Origin of the sequence: Bacillus sp. OV166 (genome assembly GCF_900177675.1) — a bacterium.
GTDB lineage: Bacteria > Bacillota > Bacilli > Bacillales > Cytobacillaceae > Neobacillus.
Map to the genome: position 1 here is coordinate 4,799,210 of NZ_FXWM01000001.1, position 16,910 is coordinate 4,816,119.

General features: G+C 37.7%; 18 protein-coding genes. All 18 read right to left on the reverse strand.

The features are described from left to right. Positions 1–48 precede the first annotated feature (48 nt). Complete coding sequence (gene aroA, locus CCK98_RS23515) at positions 49–1,338, reverse strand: 3-phosphoshikimate 1-carboxyvinyltransferase (protein WP_088088793.1); 1,290 nt, start codon at positions 1,336–1,338, stop codon at positions 49–51. A gap of 27 nt (positions 1,339–1,365) precedes the next feature. Then, positions 1,366–2,472 carry a prephenate dehydrogenase gene (locus CCK98_RS23520; protein WP_088088794.1) on the reverse strand — a complete coding sequence of 369 codons (1,107 nt, stop codon included), beginning with the start codon at positions 2,470–2,472 and terminating at the stop codon, positions 1,366–1,368. A gap of 27 nt (positions 2,473–2,499) precedes the next feature. Then, entirely contained in the window at positions 2,500–3,597 is a 1,098-nt protein-coding gene (gene hisC, locus CCK98_RS23525) for a histidinol-phosphate transaminase (protein WP_088088795.1), read from the reverse strand. Between the two features lie 54 nt (positions 3,598–3,651). Then, complete coding sequence (gene aroH / locus CCK98_RS23530; protein ID WP_088088796.1) at positions 3,652–4,023, reverse strand: chorismate mutase; 372 nt, start codon at positions 4,021–4,023, stop codon at positions 3,652–3,654. 13 nt (positions 4,024–4,036) lie between these two features. Beyond that, positions 4,037–5,107, reverse strand: coding sequence for a 3-dehydroquinate synthase (gene aroB / locus CCK98_RS23535; protein WP_088088797.1), 1,071 nt, complete (start codon positions 5,105–5,107; stop codon positions 4,037–4,039). Next, positions 5,107–6,279: a chorismate synthase gene (aroC, locus tag CCK98_RS23540; protein ID WP_088090529.1), complete on the reverse strand. Its 1,173-nt coding sequence runs from the start codon at positions 6,277–6,279 to the stop codon at positions 5,107–5,109. The genes aroB and aroC overlap by 1 nt, the downstream gene beginning before the upstream one ends. Before the next feature lie 176 nt (positions 6,280–6,455). Next, on the reverse strand, positions 6,456–6,902 hold the full coding sequence (gene ndk, locus CCK98_RS23545) for a nucleoside-diphosphate kinase (protein WP_088088798.1): 447 nt from the start codon (positions 6,900–6,902) through the stop codon (positions 6,456–6,458). A 99-nt stretch (positions 6,903–7,001) separates the two neighbouring features. Further along, positions 7,002–7,964 carry a heptaprenyl diphosphate synthase component II gene (hepT, locus tag CCK98_RS23550; protein WP_088088799.1) on the reverse strand — a complete coding sequence of 321 codons (963 nt, stop codon included), beginning with the start codon at positions 7,962–7,964 and terminating at the stop codon, positions 7,002–7,004. Between the two features lie 42 nt (positions 7,965–8,006). Further along, positions 8,007–8,711, reverse strand: a complete 705-nt coding sequence (locus CCK98_RS23555; RefSeq protein WP_088088800.1) for a demethylmenaquinone methyltransferase — start codon at positions 8,709–8,711, stop codon at positions 8,007–8,009. 7 nt (positions 8,712–8,718) lie between these two features. After that, positions 8,719–9,540: a heptaprenyl diphosphate synthase component 1 gene (locus CCK98_RS23560; RefSeq protein WP_256942450.1), complete on the reverse strand. Its 822-nt coding sequence runs from the start codon at positions 9,538–9,540 to the stop codon at positions 8,719–8,721. A gap of 212 nt (positions 9,541–9,752) precedes the next feature. After that, positions 9,753–9,989, reverse strand: coding sequence for a trp RNA-binding attenuation protein MtrB (mtrB, locus tag CCK98_RS23565; protein ID WP_088088801.1), 237 nt, complete (start codon positions 9,987–9,989; stop codon positions 9,753–9,755). Positions 9,990–10,021: 32 nt separating this feature from the next. Further along, complete coding sequence (folE, locus tag CCK98_RS23570) at positions 10,022–10,588, reverse strand: GTP cyclohydrolase I FolE (RefSeq protein WP_088088802.1); 567 nt, start codon at positions 10,586–10,588, stop codon at positions 10,022–10,024. Between the two features lie 152 nt (positions 10,589–10,740). Beyond that, complete coding sequence (gene hbs, locus CCK98_RS23575; RefSeq protein ID WP_024030636.1) at positions 10,741–11,013, reverse strand: non-specific DNA-binding protein Hbs; 273 nt, start codon at positions 11,011–11,013, stop codon at positions 10,741–10,743. A 394-nt stretch (positions 11,014–11,407) separates the two neighbouring features. Then, positions 11,408–12,886, reverse strand: a complete 1,479-nt coding sequence (gene spoIVA, locus CCK98_RS23580; protein ID WP_088088803.1) for a stage IV sporulation protein A — start codon at positions 12,884–12,886, stop codon at positions 11,408–11,410. A gap of 286 nt (positions 12,887–13,172) precedes the next feature. After that, positions 13,173–13,883: a hypothetical protein gene (locus CCK98_RS23585; RefSeq protein WP_088088804.1), complete on the reverse strand. Its 711-nt coding sequence runs from the start codon at positions 13,881–13,883 to the stop codon at positions 13,173–13,175. Between the two features lie 34 nt (positions 13,884–13,917). Beyond that, a complete protein-coding gene (locus CCK98_RS23590) occupies positions 13,918–14,103 on the reverse strand; it encodes a DUF2768 domain-containing protein (RefSeq protein WP_088088805.1) in 186 nt (61 codons plus the stop codon). A 305-nt stretch (positions 14,104–14,408) separates the two neighbouring features. Beyond that, the gene (locus CCK98_RS23595; protein ID WP_088088806.1) at positions 14,409–15,464 is read right to left on the reverse strand and encodes an NAD(P)H-dependent glycerol-3-phosphate dehydrogenase; all 1,056 of its coding nucleotides are present in this window, start codon (positions 15,462–15,464) and stop codon (positions 14,409–14,411) included. Between the two features lie 24 nt (positions 15,465–15,488). After that, positions 15,489–16,799, reverse strand: coding sequence for a ribosome biogenesis GTPase Der (gene der / locus CCK98_RS23600; protein WP_088088807.1), 1,311 nt, complete (start codon positions 16,797–16,799; stop codon positions 15,489–15,491). Positions 16,800–16,910: the final 111 nt, after the last annotated feature.

A 16,910-nucleotide genomic window follows, 5' to 3' on the forward strand; every position in this document is an offset into this window, starting at 1 on the left:
AAATCAAATTCATTTAAAAATAAAAAAAAGCTGCATTAAAACGCAGCTTTACTTAATGAGACTGTTTAAATGAGCAAAGAAGTTAGGATAAGAAACTGAAATTGCTTCGGGATTCACTAGTTCTGCTTCATTTTCACATATGAGTGCTGCTATTGCCAGCATCATCCCAATCCGATGATCGCCATGACTTGAAACCGTTCCGCCGCTTAATACGGATTTTCCGTATATAATCATTCCATCTTCAGTCGCTTCGATTTTAGCACCTAATTTTTTCAACTCATTAACCACTGTATCTATTCGGTTTGTTTCCTTAACTTTTAATTCCTCAGCATCTTTAATAATGGTCGTCCCTTCAGCTTGTGTTGCTAAAAGGGCAATAATTGGTATTTCATCAATTAATTTTGGAATTAAGTCACCTTCAATGACTGTACCTTTGAGACTGGATGTCTTTATAATGAGGTCACCAAATGGTTCAAAAGAGGTTTCCTCATTTTGAACAATCTCCAAGTCTGCGCCCATCTTTTTCATTACCTCGATAATGCCCGTTCTGGTAGGGTTTAGGCCAACATTTTTCAGAACAACTTCACTGTCAGGAATAACAGCACCAGCGACAAGAAAGAACGCTGCAGACGATATATCCCCAGGTACATGAATCGACGTTGCTGTCAGCTTTTGACCACCCTTAACCATAATCTTTTGGTTATCCTTATGGATTTCTCCACCAAATTTTTTGATCATTCTTTCAGTATGGTCGCGAGTTTCCTCTGGCTCAATAATAATACTTTGTCCTTCTGCTTGCAGTCCCGCAAGAATAAGCGCAGATTTTACCTGTGCACTAGCAACTGGAAGGTGGTAGTTTACAGGTTTTAGCCCACCACCACGGATGGAAATCGGAGTGAAGGAACCATCTTTTCGCCCATCTATTCTTGCGCCTATTTCTGATAATGGGTTCGTAACCCTGGTCATTGGCCTTTTTCCAATCGACTCATCGCCCACAAGAGATGAGAAAAAAGGTCTTCCTGCCAAAATACCCATTAATAAACGGATCGTTGTTCCTGAATTACCAACATCCAGTACTTCAGTCGGTTCAGTTAATCCCTCAAAACCTTTTCCAATAATGCGAAGTTGATTATCAGATTCCTCAATAGTAACTCCGAGTTTTCGAAAGCATGAAATTGTACTTAAGCAATCTTCTCCAGGCAGGAAATTAGTTACCTTGGTTTCACCATATGCGATCGAACCAAACATAACAGATCTATGCGAAATCGATTTATCCCCTGGAATTGTTATCTTACCATTTAAACCATTTATGTTAGTTTTAAGTTTTAATGACGTCATGAAAAATCACCTTTTATTCATATCATTTTAGGAACCAATAGATGTTGCATAGTTGGAATAACTGCCAATACAGCGTTCAGCATTTTGCCGATCCTCTTCGGTTTGAAAACTAATCACTAAGACTCCATTAATATCTTCTCGTGTTTCTAGAATCCGAATATTTGTTATGCTAATTTCTTCCTTTGCTAAATAGCCAGTAATTTCCGAAATCACACCCGGGTAATCTGGAATATCGACAAATAAATCATAAAATGCCGGAATCGCACCTTTTTCTTTCAGTGGCAAGCCATCACGAAATTGTTTTGCTTGCTGAAAATAGTCGTAAATTGCAGAACTATTTTCATTTTCAAGTAATGTTTTAACCCCATTCATTTCTTCTTGCCATTGATCGAGTAATTCAATTAAGATTTCACGGTTGTGCAGGAGAATATCCTTCCACATCTTTGGGCTGCTCGAAGCAATCCTAGTTATATCCCTAAATCCGCCAGCTGCTAGTCGTGGAATAAGACTTTCTGCTTCTGCTAGTTTTTCAGTTTGGCGAACAATAGAGGCAGCAATGATATGGGGAAAATGACTGACAATTCCTGTGAGATAATCATGGTTTTCTGGAGTAATAGTTAAAAACTTGGCATTGGTGCCATATAACCATGCTTTTAATAATTCTACCTTTTTATTTTCTACATGTTCTTGCGGTGTTAACAGGTAAAAGGCATTTTCAAATAATATTTCTTTGGCAGCAGATACACCACTTTTATGGGAGCCCGCCATTGGATGCCCGCCAATAAAGGTGATTCCTCGGTCCTTTAGGCTCTTGGCACTTCCGACAATCTTGCTTTTTGTACTACCTGTATCTGTCACGATTACCTCTGGATGGAGAGGGAGGCCCGCAAGGAACTGAATAATTTCCTCTGTTTCATTTACAGGTGCAGAAATAATAATTAAATTAGCGTCAATTGCACCACTGTAAATATCTTCAGCTATTTCATCAATGACCCCAAGCATTTTTGCAAGCCTTGCTTGTTCACTATTAATATCAAATCCTACAATAGTTACATCCTCATGCTCCTTTTTTATACAAAGGGCTAGAGAACCGCCAATTAATCCTAAGCCAATTACAAATACACGGCCTTTCAATGATAACTCCCCCTAAACAACAAAGCACTACTCTGTTTTACTAATAGCTAAGGATTCTCCAAGTGCTTTTAGGACCCCGACATTTTGTTCATAGGAGCCTACTGTAATTCTAACACCGGTTGGAAAACCAAGAGCTTTTCCGGAACGGACGATATATCCTCTCTCCAATAAATGTTGGAAAACCTGATCACCATCCATTTTACAATCAATTAAAATAAAGTTAGTTTGTGATGGATAAAAATCAAGTTGATTCTCACCACAGAATTGATAAAACTGTTCAAGCCCCTGCCTATTTTTTTCTTTGCAGACTTTTATAAATTCCTGGTCCTTGATTGCTGCAGATGCTGCTAATTGACCTAAAGAATTAACATTAAACGGCTCCCTCGCAGGTTCAAGCGCTTTTATAATCGAGCGATTGGCAACCCCATATCCAATTCTCAAGGCAGCAAGTCCATATATTTTAGAAAAAGTTCTTAGGACAATTAAATTTTCATACTTACGAGCCAGGTTAACGGAATCATAGTAATCATCAGCAACAACATATTCATAATAGGCTTCGTCCAATACAACCAGAATATCTGATGGAACTTTTTCTAGAAAAGCGATTAATTTATTTTCTGGTATATATGTACCGGTAGGGTTATTAGGGCTGCATAGCCAAATAACATTGGTCTGTTCATCAATAGCTGCAAGCATTGCCTCTAAATCATGTTCTCCGTTTAGTAGCGGCACTTCCTTACTAACTGCCCCTTCAATAACAGCATTATGCTTATATTGTGAAAAGGTAGGTGTCGCCATAATTGAATTGGCGTTCGGATGTAAAAGTGCCCTAGAAATTATTTGGATAAGATTATCTGAACCATTACCGAATATTAATTCATCCTCGTCAACCTGTAAAAATGAAGCAAGTGTCTCTCTTAAATTTGTAGCGTACCCATCAGGGTAAATCGCTAAACTTGTTTGATTCGATTGAAGAGCGGTCAACACCTGTTCTGAACATCCAAAAGGATTTTCATTTGATGCTAGCTTTACAATTTGGTCGAGTTTATATTGCTTCTTTACTGCCTCTATTGATTTTCCTGGTTGATAGGGAGTCAGTGTTAATAACTGCTCTTTCCATCTCATATTTATACACTCCATTCTTGTAGACTTATTCTATCTTCCAAAAAGAACCTCCCATTACGCTAAACTATTGCTTAGGTCGGGTCTAAGGACTTTAGCCCCTTTTAAGTATACATGGTTAATTTCTTCTTGAGATTGTGTTGTATTTACATGCATCATGATTCTAACACACATTTTCAAGGAATCTGGAACAGGCATTTCTTGCATACACATGACAGGTACGTAAGTCCACCCCTCAAATTTACGCAATGCCTTTGCCGGGAATACTGCATTAATATCCTCTGTTGTTGAAATGAAAACAGATGCAACTAATTCAGGTTGGATATGGTTTTCCTCAATTATCTTCTCCAGCAGTTCTTCTGTGGCAGTAATAATTGCTTCCTCTGTGTTCAGATTAACTGTGATTGCTCCCCTCATCCCTCTTATCAAGACAAGACCCCCTTTAAGAACTTTTTAACTCTTCAAATAAAACTGTTTCTGATATTTCCTTTAGGACTGGCTGACCCAATTGTTCGAGTAATACAAAACGAATCGAATGCCTAACAGATTTTTTATCCTGCTTCATTTTATTAATTAAATTTTCATGAGATAGATTTTCAGGTATTTTCGATGCATACCCAAGTCCTTCAATCCAGTTGGTGAATTCTTCTAAATCGAATGAAAGCCCTAGTAATTTTTTACTTACCTTTAATGCAAAAATCATCCCTACCATTACTGCTTCCCCATGAGTAAAATTCCCATAACCCATTTCTGATTCAATAGCATGACCTAACGTATGACCTAAATTCAAGTAAGCCCGAATTCCAGTTTCTTTTTCATCCTGACTGACTATTTTACCTTTTACCTTTATCCCTTTGATTAGGGATTCCGATAACAACTCCATTGGTAAGGTTTGAAGGTCTTCCACATTTTCTTTCAGCCAATTAAAAAAATCGGAATCATCAATAAGTGCATGTTTAATAACCTCTGCAAATCCCGAACGAATTTCATGAGCAGGAAGTGTTTTTAAAAATTCTAAATCATAAAAGACGGCTTCTGGCTGATGAAAGGCTCCTATCATATTTTTCCCGAGTGGATGATTGATCGCTACCTTTCCGCCAACAGCACTATCATGAGCTAATATGGTAGTTGGGACTTGAATAAAAGGTATACCTCTCATAAAAGAGGCGGCAACAAATCCTGACAAATCTCCTACTGCACCGCCGCCAAATGAAAGAATAACAGATTTGCGGTCAAGTCGGTTTTCAAGAGCAGTTGAAAGCGCAGAATAATAAACTTCAAAGGTTTTTGCCTTTTCGCCACTAGGGGCAGTAAAAATTACGGGATCAAACGATTTAAGCTCAAACAATAATTTTTCTAGATGCAGCTTAGCAACTGTTTCATCTGTAATAATTAATATTCTGGTTAGACCCTCAAAATGATTCTCTAAAAAAGGGCCAAGCTCCTGACTTACACCTTCCCCCACAAATACATTATAGTTTTTTGACGCTGTTTGGATTTGAATGATTTCCATTAAAACTCCCTCGCATATTCTCTCTGCCTTTTTATTTCAGTAGCAAAAGCATCAAAGCGGTCGCTGTAAAATTGTTCAATCAGGGCGTTTGCAAGTTCCCATGCAACAACATTCTCTGCAACAACTGCAGCAGCAGGTACAGCACAACTGTCTGAGCGTTCAACACTCGCAGCAAATGGCTCCTTAGTATCAATATCTACGCTCATCAGTGGTTTATATAATGTGGGGATTGGTTTCATCACACCTCTGACAACAATTGGCATGCCAGTCGTCATTCCACCTTCAAAGCCACCCAGTCTGTTGGTCTTGCGGTAATAACCTTTTTCTTGATCCCAAGCTATCTCATCATGGACTTCGCTTCCCGGTTTGCTAGCGGCCTCAAAACCAATGCCAATTTCTACACCCTTAAACGCATTTATACTCATAATGGCAGCAGCTAATTTTCCATCCAATTTACGATCATAGTGCACGTAACTCCCAACTCCAGCTGGCATACCTTTCGCAATCACTTCCACGACTCCGCCGATCGAATCACCATTTTTCTTCGCTTCATCAATAGCAGCCATCATATCCTTTTCCACATTAGGGTCAGCACATCGTACAGGAGAATTTTCTGTCTTGTCCTTTAATGCATCAAAAGTAAGAGAATGATCAGCATTAGCTTTTATTCCACCGATTTCAACGACATGTGAAACTAGTTCAACTCCTACCAATGATAAAAGTTTCTTGGCAACAGCACCTGCAGCGACTCTAACAGTTGTCTCACGGGCAGAAGAGCGTTCAAGGACATTTCTCATATCCCTATGTCCATATTTAATCGCACCATTTAAATCCGCATGACCAGGACGGGCACGAGTTACTTTACGTTTAACTTCATCCTCCTGGCCTTCATCTAGGGGCTCCGCTCCCATAATCTTCGTCCAATGCTTCCAGTCATTGTTTTGAACTACTAATGCTATTGGAGAGCCAAGAGTGTAGCCGTGACGGACTCCCGAAACGATTTGGGCTGTATCCTTTTCAATTTGCATTCTTCTTCCACGGCCATATCCTTTTTGGCGTCTGGATAATTCCTCATTTATATCTTCTAATAATAATGGCATTCCAGCAGGGAGGCCTTCTAAAATTGTTGTTAATTGCGGCCCATGGGATTCTCCTGCTGTTAAGTATCTCATCCCCATACTCTTTCCCCCTTCAACTCATTAAAGAATTTTTTTATCAATATACCATATAGCGCCCAATAAACATAGTATAACTATTCAGATAAAAGAGAATAAATTTATTCAAAATTTATTTTTCTAAACAAAAAAGGCACTTGTAAATTGCTATACAAGTGCCTCTTCTTATTTAATTAATATATCCATTCGTTAACTAGTTTATTGTATTCTACAACACCAGAATCTTTAAAAAATAAACCAATTTCACGCTCTGCACTCGCAAGTGAATCTGAGCCATGAATAACATTTTTACCAACAGTTAAACCAAAATCACCGCGAATAGTACCTGTTGCAGCATCTTTTGGATTGGTAGCACCCATCATTTGACGGGCAGTAGCGATGACATTTTCACCTTGCCAGACCATTGCAAAAACAGGACCAGAAGTGATGAAATCTACTAATTCACCGAAGAAAGGACGCTCCTTGTGCTCACCATAATGTTCTTCAGCTAGTTCATTGGGAATGCTCATTAACTTTGCTCCAACCAATTGAAAGCCCTTTCTTTCAAAACGTGCGACGATTTCTCCAATTAGGTTACGCTGTACACCATCGGGCTTTACCATTAAAAATGTTTTTTCCATGAATTCCACTCCTAAAAATTAATTATTATGTATATTGATTGTATTTAAGATACAATCCATGAAAAATATTATCATTTTTTCGAAAATTTAACAAGGTGTTTAGAATTTTCGTTTCCCAATAACCTTTGCAATATCATTTAGGGTTTTTTTGGCTTTATTCGCAGGTATCCCCTCTAGTTCTGCTAAAGCTTTTTGTAAGTAAAGATCGCTTAGTGCGAATGATTTTTCGATTGCTCCTGATTGCTTAATTAACGAAATAATCTTTGTTATTTCATGAGCATCCATTTCCTCATTGACCTTTTCTATTTCATTACGGATTTCATCATTTTCCATTGCGTAAAGAGCTGGGGCAGTAACATTCCCCTGTACTAGGTCTCCGCCAGCAGGCTTCCCAAGTTCCTTCTCAGTTGAGGTAAAGTCTAAAATATCATCAATTATTTGGTAAGACATTCCGACGTAATACCCGAACCGATAAAGTTTTTTATGGATGGATTCTTCAACCTCTGCAGCTATAGCTCCTAATTGGCAGCTAACTGCAATTAACAGGGCAGTTTTCCTCTTAATTCTGCGGAGATAATCTCGCAGATTTTGATTAAAGCGATATTTATCTTTAATTTGTTGAATTTCACCTACTGACACTTCAACAATCGTATTGGCTAAAATTTTATGGGCTTCGGGATTTTCGATATTAGTCATCAATTCGATCGCAAGAGCAAAAACAAAGTCACCTGTATACATGGCAATTTTGTTATCCCATTTGGATTTCACGGTAGGCTGGCCACGGCGAAGATCAGCATCATCGATCACATCATCATGGACAAGCGATGCCATATGAATTAATTCAAGCGCAACAGCAACATTCTTCATCACATGGATATCATATTTACCAAATTTTCCTGCAAGCAAAACAAAAACAGGACGAATTCTTTTCCCGCCGGCTTGTAATGTATGCATAGAAGCCTGTCTAAGCAGAAGGGAATCTGCCTTTATAGTCTCTTCTAACTTTTTTTCAATCAAGTTAATATCCGAATTTAAAAATGAATACATCATTTTTAATTTCATTTAAATTCACCAGCTTTTCATCCTGTCTTCGAGTTCAATAAATTAATTTTTTTTACCAATATGTACAGCTGCAGCACCGCCGCTATATGGTTTGTATTTCACATCTTTGAAGCCGGCTTGCTCAAACATTTTAGCAAGCTCCCTCATCCCTGGAAAATCACGTGCTGACTCGTGAAGCCATGCATACTCTCGATAGCTTTTTGCAAGCAATTTACCAAACATCGGCATAATAAAGCGAAAATAAAAATAATAGAGCTGTTTATAGCCAATTAGTGTAGGTTGTGATGTCTCTAGACAGACAGCGATTCCACCTGGCTTTACTACTCGGTGCATTTCTTTTAAAACTTGCAGGTAATCAGGGACATTCCTTAAACCAAAGCCAATCGTTACATAATCAAAACTATTATCTGGAAAAGGGAGTTCCATTGCATTCCCATGTACTAACTTGACCTGTTTTAACCCGAGTTCTTTAACCTTATCAATACCCACATTGAGCATGTTTTGGCTAAAATCCAATCCAGTAACTCCACCTGTAGGACCAACCGCTTCTGCTAAGGCTATTGTCCAATCAGCAGTACCACAGCAAACATCGAGAGCTTTTGAACCAGGCTGCACATTCATTTTTTTCATCGTGTCTTTCCGCCACTTGATGTGCTGTTGAAAACTGATAACAGAATTCATTTTATCGTAGTTATCAGATATCTTTTCAAACACATTGTGAACTCGCTGTTCTTTCGATTCCTGCATGTTTTTATTACCCTTCTTCCACAAAAGTTTTTGCATTTGGCTGGTATTGGCTTAAGATTGATAAAATCCTTTTCTCAAGTAATTCATTTAAGTATGGCAACTGTTCTAATCCCTTTTCAATAACTTCTTTTGACCTTTCAAGATGATGGTCGCAACACAGAAATAAGTGATTTTGCTGTTCCCTAGACAACTCTTTCGCCTTATTATTATTGATTGGGAAAACAATTGTTTTTAGGGCTTCGAACAATACGGAACTTCCTGTTTGTAAAAATTGACGTTTTTCATGAAGTAAACGTTTAAATAAAAGCAGGTTTTCTAGAAAATCATTCCATAAATCCACTTTAAAATATTCGGAAAGATGGGTAAGTAAGGAACTTTCAATCATCCCAATACTTGTCATTAGCTCTTCTATGTCTAAAATTTCATTTTGATATACAGAAATTTTATTTTCATTGACTTCTTTAATTCCTCTAGAAAGTGCCTTGATCATCATTATATCTTCCGAATCTGCTAGAAGCTTATAATATAAGCCACTAAAATAATCGCCTGCTAGAACGGTTAATTGACGATTTTTTTCCTCTACAGATGCATCTGTAATATGTTCATGGGTATCAAGGGCAATTTGAATTAACATTGTTGACAAGGCGTAGTTCTGCATATCACTGTATGACAATTCGAGGCGATCCATTATTGAGACTAGAAGAAGCAGTTTATCTTCGTCAATAATCGGAATTTCAATATAATTAAGCAAGTATGTGTCACAAACTCTTTTTTCGACCTGCTCTCTAATATTTGTGAATTTTTGTCGAATGTCCAGCAATTTAATCACCCTTGCTTCCCCGAAGTAATGTCTTTATGTATTCTTATTTCCTATTTGCATAGTAAAATTCATGCCGTTTAATAAAGAAAAGCCTAACCATTCTCTAAAAACAAGGCAGACACCATTATATCATAAAAGGTTTTCTTTAGGCAGAAATTCACAAAATAATCATTTACGCTCATATGAAATAAGATGAAAACAATGTGATTCGAACTGATTATTTATTTTTTCAATTCACTTTCTACTTCACCCAGATGAGTAAGAATTTTCGCATTTCCCCTGATTTTAATAGCAGAAGTATGCTCAGTAAATTGAGCAATAAGCACTTCTCCTTTATCCAGCTTCTCAGAATGATGAAATTTTGTATCTGTGCCCCTTGTTAAGCCGATAACACTAACACCATCATCAATCGCTTTAATAACTACATACTCACTATTTTGTGGATAGCGTTTTTCCATATGATCACCTCAAATACTTTAGGAAAATTAGCCTAATATTTTATTAAAGATAGCACTTCAGCCCGAGCAATCGCATCGTCAGCTAGAACACCGCGGACTGCAGTGGTTACTGTTTTAGACCCTGGCTTTTTTACACCGCGCATGGTCATACACATATGCTCTGCTTCGACAACCACCATCACTCCGTGCGGTTCTAATTTTTCCATCATGCTTTCAGCAATCGTGGAAGTAATCCGTTCTTGGAGTTGAGGTCTTTTTGCTACGGCTTCTACAGCTCTTGCCAATTTACTCAATCCAGTAACACGACCATTTTTTGGGATGTAGGCTACATGTGCTTTACCAAAGAAAGGAACGAGATGGTGTTCACACATAGAATAAAAAGGGATATCTTTAACCAATACCAATTCTTCGTGATCTTCACTAAAGATGGTTTCAAAATGCTTCTTCGGATCCTCATTTAATCCACTAAAAACTTCTTCATACATTTTTGCTACCCGTTTAGGTGTATCAAGCAGTCCTTCACGGTTTGGGTCTTCACCGATTGCTTCTAATATTAAACGTACCGCTTCTTCAATTTGGGCACGATTCACTTGTGACATATTAAAATTCCCCCTATTGTTCAGTCAAGTATATATGACAAATACATATTAGCACAATCTTTTTAGTTCAAGCAAAAAAGTAGAAAAAAGGCCATGGACTTTACCATGACCTTTTTACTTAAGCATTCGCCTCTAGCAATAAATTTATGTAATTATTTTACTGCGTCTTTAAGCGCTTTACCTGGTTTAAAAGCTGGAACTTTGCTAGCAGCGATTTCGATTTCCTCACCTGTTTGAGGGTTACGACCTTTACGAGCTGCACGCTCACGTACTTCAAAGTTTCCAAAACCGATTAATTGTACTTTATCACCATTTTTTAAAGCATCTAAAATCGCATCAAAAACAGCATCAACTGCTTTAGTAGCGTCCTTTTTTGAAAGCTCGCTTGCTTCAGCAACTGCATTAATAAGTTCTGTCTTGTTCATGCCATTCACCTCCTCCCAAAGAAATTATCAAGATTCGTAAATAAGATTACTTATCTACATTTCTAAACAATTTTTCTGATTTCTATACGTCATAGCTCGGTTTTATTACCAAAGTAACCATAAATAACTAAATTGGTAACTCAAATCTATTTTTTAAAGGAAAACCCTTATGAAATAAGGGTTCAAACACTATAACGTAATTCAGTTTAAAGATTATCATAATCAATTCAGCATATCAAGAAGATTTCATTAAATAATGGTAATCTTTTCTTTTGTTCAACAAAATTCTACATATTTTGCCCATTTTGGTAGATTTTTCTCACTAATGTCCATGAAACCAAAAATACTTCACTCTCATTTCCACAAAAAAAAGACCCCGATTAGGAGTCAGAGTCTATAGAATAATGGCAATTAAGCCGCCTGAGCCTTCGTTGATAATTCTCTCTAACGTTTCTTTAAGTTTATATCTTGCATTTTCTGGCATTAAGCTCAGCTTTGCTTGGATCCCCTCACGAACAATGGAGCTTAAGCTGCGGCCAAAGATGTCTGAATTCCAAATGGATAACGGGTCATCTTCGAAATCCTGCATTAAGTATCTTACAAGCTCCTCACTTTGTTTTTCCGTACCAATAATTGGGGCGAATTCAGATTCTACATCCACTTTGATCATATGAATCGATGGTGCTACTGCACGAAGCCTTACGCCAAACCGGGCACCTTGACGAATAATTTCCGGCTCTTCAAGACTCATATCAGAAAGTGTTGGTGAGGCAATTCCGTAACCCGTTTGTTTCACCATTTTTAAGGCATCAGCAATGTGATCATACTCTGCTTTGGCATGGGCAAAATCCTGCATTAATTCGAGCAGATGATCTTTCCCGCGGATTTCTACCCCAACGATTTCTTTTAATATATCATCATACAATTCATCTGGGGCAATTAAATCAATTTCAGCAATCCCTGAGCCCATTTCAATTCCTGCTAATCCAGCTCTTTCAATAAATTCAAACTCACTAAAATGTTGGACAACTCGATCAACATCTCTTAATCTCTTGATATCTTTTACAGTTTCCTTGACAGCATCTTGATAGCTTTCACGAAGCCAATGGTTTTCTCTTAGAACCATAACCCAGCTTGGCAAATTCACATTGACTTCAAGTACAGGGAACTCGTAAAGTGCTTCACGAAGGACATTCAGAACATCGCTGTCGCGCATACTTTCAACACTCATGGCAATTACCGGGATATCATATTTTTCTGCTAAACTCGATCTTAGCGTTTCAGTGCTTGGATGGTAGGGCTGCGCACTGTTAACAACCATGATGAACGGTTTGCCAACTTCCTTCAGTTCGTTAATAACTCTTTCTTCTGCCTCAATATAGTTACTTCTTGGAATCTCACCTATTGTCCCATCCGTTGTAACAACCACACCAATAGTGGAATGCTCCTGAATGACTTTCCTAGTGCCAATTTCAGCAGCTTCATGGAAAGGAATTGGTTCCTCATACCATGGGGTAGTAATCATTCTTGGTCCATTTTCATCCTCATAGCCTTTAGCACCTGGCACTGTATAACCAACACAATCAACTAGCCTAATATTGACATTTAATCCATCATCAACATGGACAGTTGCTGCTTGATTAGGCACGAATTTCGGTTCAGTTGTCATAATTGTTTTTCCTGCAGCGCTTTGAGGCAGTTCATCCAGTGCCCGTGACCTCTCAGCTTCACTGTTTATATTCGGTAACACGACCAGCTCCATAAATTTTTTAATAAATGTAGATTTTCCAGTCCGTACTGCTCCTACTACCCCTAAATAAATATCACCGCCTGTTCTTTCGGCAATATCTTTAAAAATATCAACCTTTTCCAAGTGATCCCCTCCCGATCATAGAGTAAAGTGGGATTAAACATCCATTTTAGGTATTTTTGGACAGTATATGTTTATGATGTTGTCCTATAGTGTTATGACACTTTTCGAAAACTTTTTTACCCCCTTATTAAAAATTCACTAGGTTCTCTTGTATCTGTAGTGTCTGAACATTTGATATAATGGAGGGTTTCAATATATGTTTTTCTTTGGCATTAGCAAAAAAAACCCTTCTCCTACAATATATTTCATAGGAAAAGGGTTATGACTAAATATAAGAATAAGCACATTATTCTTCTAAAAATACTGGTTCTTTCGTCTTAGAATCCCATGTATACGGCAAGGAATAGGCAGGCACAAACATTGAATCATTCACTAAAATTGAGCGAATATCCTCCCCTGATTTTACCTTCTCGTCCGTTTTTTTCATTGCTTGGTATAAATCCGGACGATAATCTACATATACTTCTGCACTCCCAGTTATGACAAAAGATAAATTTTGATTAGAAAACGGACTGACAATGAAAGGATCTTTTTTATATCCTAGCTGTTTAAAATCAAGGGAAAAAACATTTTTAGCAATTTGCTTTTTATATGGTGGATACCCTTTTGTTTTAATTCGTAATTTAATATCTCGTATCACATCTGTTATTCTTAAATCAAATAATTTTACAGTCGGCTTGGTCTCCACATCTACAAGTACATATTGGAAGACCCCCCCATTTTCATAAGCATTTCCTGGTGGCTCCGCGATATATTTTGGAGTGATTTTTTTAAATTCAATTGGATACTTCTGATAAATCGGCGTTTCTGCTTCTTTTGTTTTTATTGGAAGGATTCCGCTATTTTCCTCTCTAAAGGCATCCACAGCGGTTTGAACAGCTTGGATTTGATCTTGATAAGGAGTTTGATTCTTCGCTAATTCCTCTTGAGGATACATGCATCCTGCCAGTAAAAAAGCGGTTAAAGCTAGAAAACAACCGAGCACATTCCATTTCATTTGATCACCACTTTATTTATGTATTTAACCCCGATTATGTTAAGAAAACAATAAGAAGCGTTAGTCCAGAAACAATCATTAATAAGTAAGCGATAATTGCTGTAATAATTCGAAATACTCCTTTTAACTTATATCTGCTGAAATAAATTGTCATAATCGCAAGGAACATAAACCCCATTCCAGCAATCGACACCCACATTTTAAACATTGCTGGTGACACACTAAACTCCCCCTTTTTCGAAAATTAATTATATCACAAGCTATAACTTTTCTAGAAAAATTTTAAACTAAAAACTTTCATGTTCTCTTCCTCTCCAAAAAAAAACTGAAGTAAAGAGGGGCGAATTCTTTACTTCAGCTTTAAAGACTAAATAACCCATACTCCAGCGTCAAACTACCAGGTTGCTTCGATGCATTGTATGCAATCTAGACACAAAGCGCCTCTTTAGAACGCCTATTTATTAATAAAAATATTCATGACCAGTAACACTGCCCGCCCCTATTTAATTCCATTTGAGACATTTTTTAGTCTTCAATTTTCCTTTCATCTAAAACATTAACCAAATCTTCCATTTCGTGGGTCTTTCCACGTGCCATTAATACATCTACAGCGTCTATTGCGTTCTTCCCGTTAAATAAGACATCATATAGCGCAAAGGTAATTGGCATGTTTACATCATACTTTTTCGCTAACTGATAAGCCGCTTTGGTGGTTCTCACACCCTCTACAACCATCCCCATGTTATCCAAAACTTCATTAAGGGTTTTCCCTTTACCTAAGAGGTTTCCCGCTCTCCAGTTCCTTGAATGGACGCTTGTACATGTAACAATTAAATCACCTATTCCAGCTAGGCCTGAAAAAGTTAATGGATTGGCTCCCATTTTGGTACCTAGACGAGCAATTTCAGCTAATCCTCGTGTCATTAAGGCTGCTTTTGCATTATCACCATAGCCAAGCCCATCTGTAATACCCGCTGCAAGTGCAATAATATTTTTTAATGCACCACCTATTTCAACACCGATGATATCTGAATTCGTATACACTCGAAAATTGTTGTTGATGAATAAATCCTGTACTTTTTCTGCAGCAGCCATATTTTCTGAAGTAACGGTTACCGTTGTTGGGTGACGAAGGCTTACTTCTTCAGCATGACTAGGACCAGACAGAACAACTACATCTTTTAGCAATTCTTTGGGCATTTCTTCTCTTATTATTTCTGATATACGCATTAATGAATCAGGTTCGATTCCTTTACTTACGTGTGCGATCAAAATCGGACCAGCTTGGACGGCACGAATTTTTCCAATTACCTCACGTATTGCTTTCGTGGGAACAGCTAATATAATTGTATCCACTCCCGCTAATGTATCACTTAATGAAGCATACCCCACAATTAATTCTGAAAGAACGATCTCAGGCAAATATTTCTTATTTGTGTGCTCTTCATTAATTTCTTTCACCTGAACCTCGTTATGGCTCCAAAGACGGACTTCATGTCCATTGTCTGCAAGAACCATTGCCAATGCGGTTCCCCAGCTTCCTGCTCCGATAACAGCTATTGCAGTTTTAGTAGCATTCAATTTAAATCACACCCACCTTATCTTTTATTTTCTTTCTCTTGCAAAAATTTTGATAGGAGTTCCTTCAAATCCAAAAGCATCTCTAATTCTGTTCTCTAGGAAGCGTTCATAGGAAAAGTGCAATAATTCAGGTTCGTTTACAAACACAACAAAGGTCGGCGGTTTAACAGCCACTTGGGTTGTATAATATAATTTTAAGCGTCTGCCATTGTCTGTTGGGGTTGGATTCATTGCTACTGCATCCATGATGACATCATTAAGCACACTTGTTTCAACCCTCATCGAGTGGTTTTCACTAGCAGTGTTGATCATTGGTAGAAGTGTATGAATTCGTTTTTTTGTTTTTGCGGATAAAAATACAATTGGAGCATAACTAAGAAATAAGAAATGTTCCCTGATCTTGTGCTCAAGTTCCTTCATGGTCTTCTCATCTTTTTCAATAGCGTCCCACTTATTTACAACAATAACGATAGCCCTGCCGGCTTCATGTGCATACCCAGCTATCTTTTTGTCCTGTTCAATGATTCCTTCTTCGGCGTTAATGACAACAAGAACAACGTCAGAACGTTCAATTGCCCTTAGTGCACGGAGGACACTATATTTTTCTGTACTCTCATATACCTTCCCTTTTTTCCTAATTCCTGCTGTATCAATTATGACATATTTTCCCCCATTAAATGTATATGGAGAATCGACTGCATCACGAGTTGTACCAGCAATATCACTTACGATTACACGTTCTTCGCCTAATATAGCATTTACCAATGAGGATTTCCCTACATTTGGCCGCCCAATTAAGGAAAATTTGACTACATCTTCACCATATTCAATAGGCTTGTTTTTTGGAAAATGTCTTGCTGCCTCATCCAATAAGTCACCTAACCCTAGTCCATGTGCCCCTGAAATTGGAATCGGCTCACCAAACCCTAATGAATAAAAATCATAGATATCTTCACGCATTTCAGGATTATCTATTTTATTTACAGCTAATACAACCGGTTTTTTAGACTTATATAATATTTTTGCCACTTCTTCATCAGCTGCTGTTACCCCTTCTCGTCCATTTGTTAAGAAGATAATAACATCAGCCTCATCAATCGCCACTTCCGCTTGCTGGCGGATTTGCTCTAAAAAAGGTTCGTCACCAATATCTATACCTCCAGTATCAATAACGTTAAAGTCATGTGTTAACCACTCACCTGAACTATAAATACGATCTCTTGTAACTCCTGGAATGTCCTCAACAATGGAAATACGTTCACCGACAATTCGATTAAAAATAGTTGATTTTCCTACGTTGGGCCGTCCTACTATGGCAATAACAGGTTTAACCAATTACAATCGCCATCCTTTCTTTTCTATAATCAAATACAATTTAGTATGTTAGCATAGAGTGAAACTTCCTTCAGTGGGGGTCTTACTTCCCGATAAGGCGGGATAATTCCC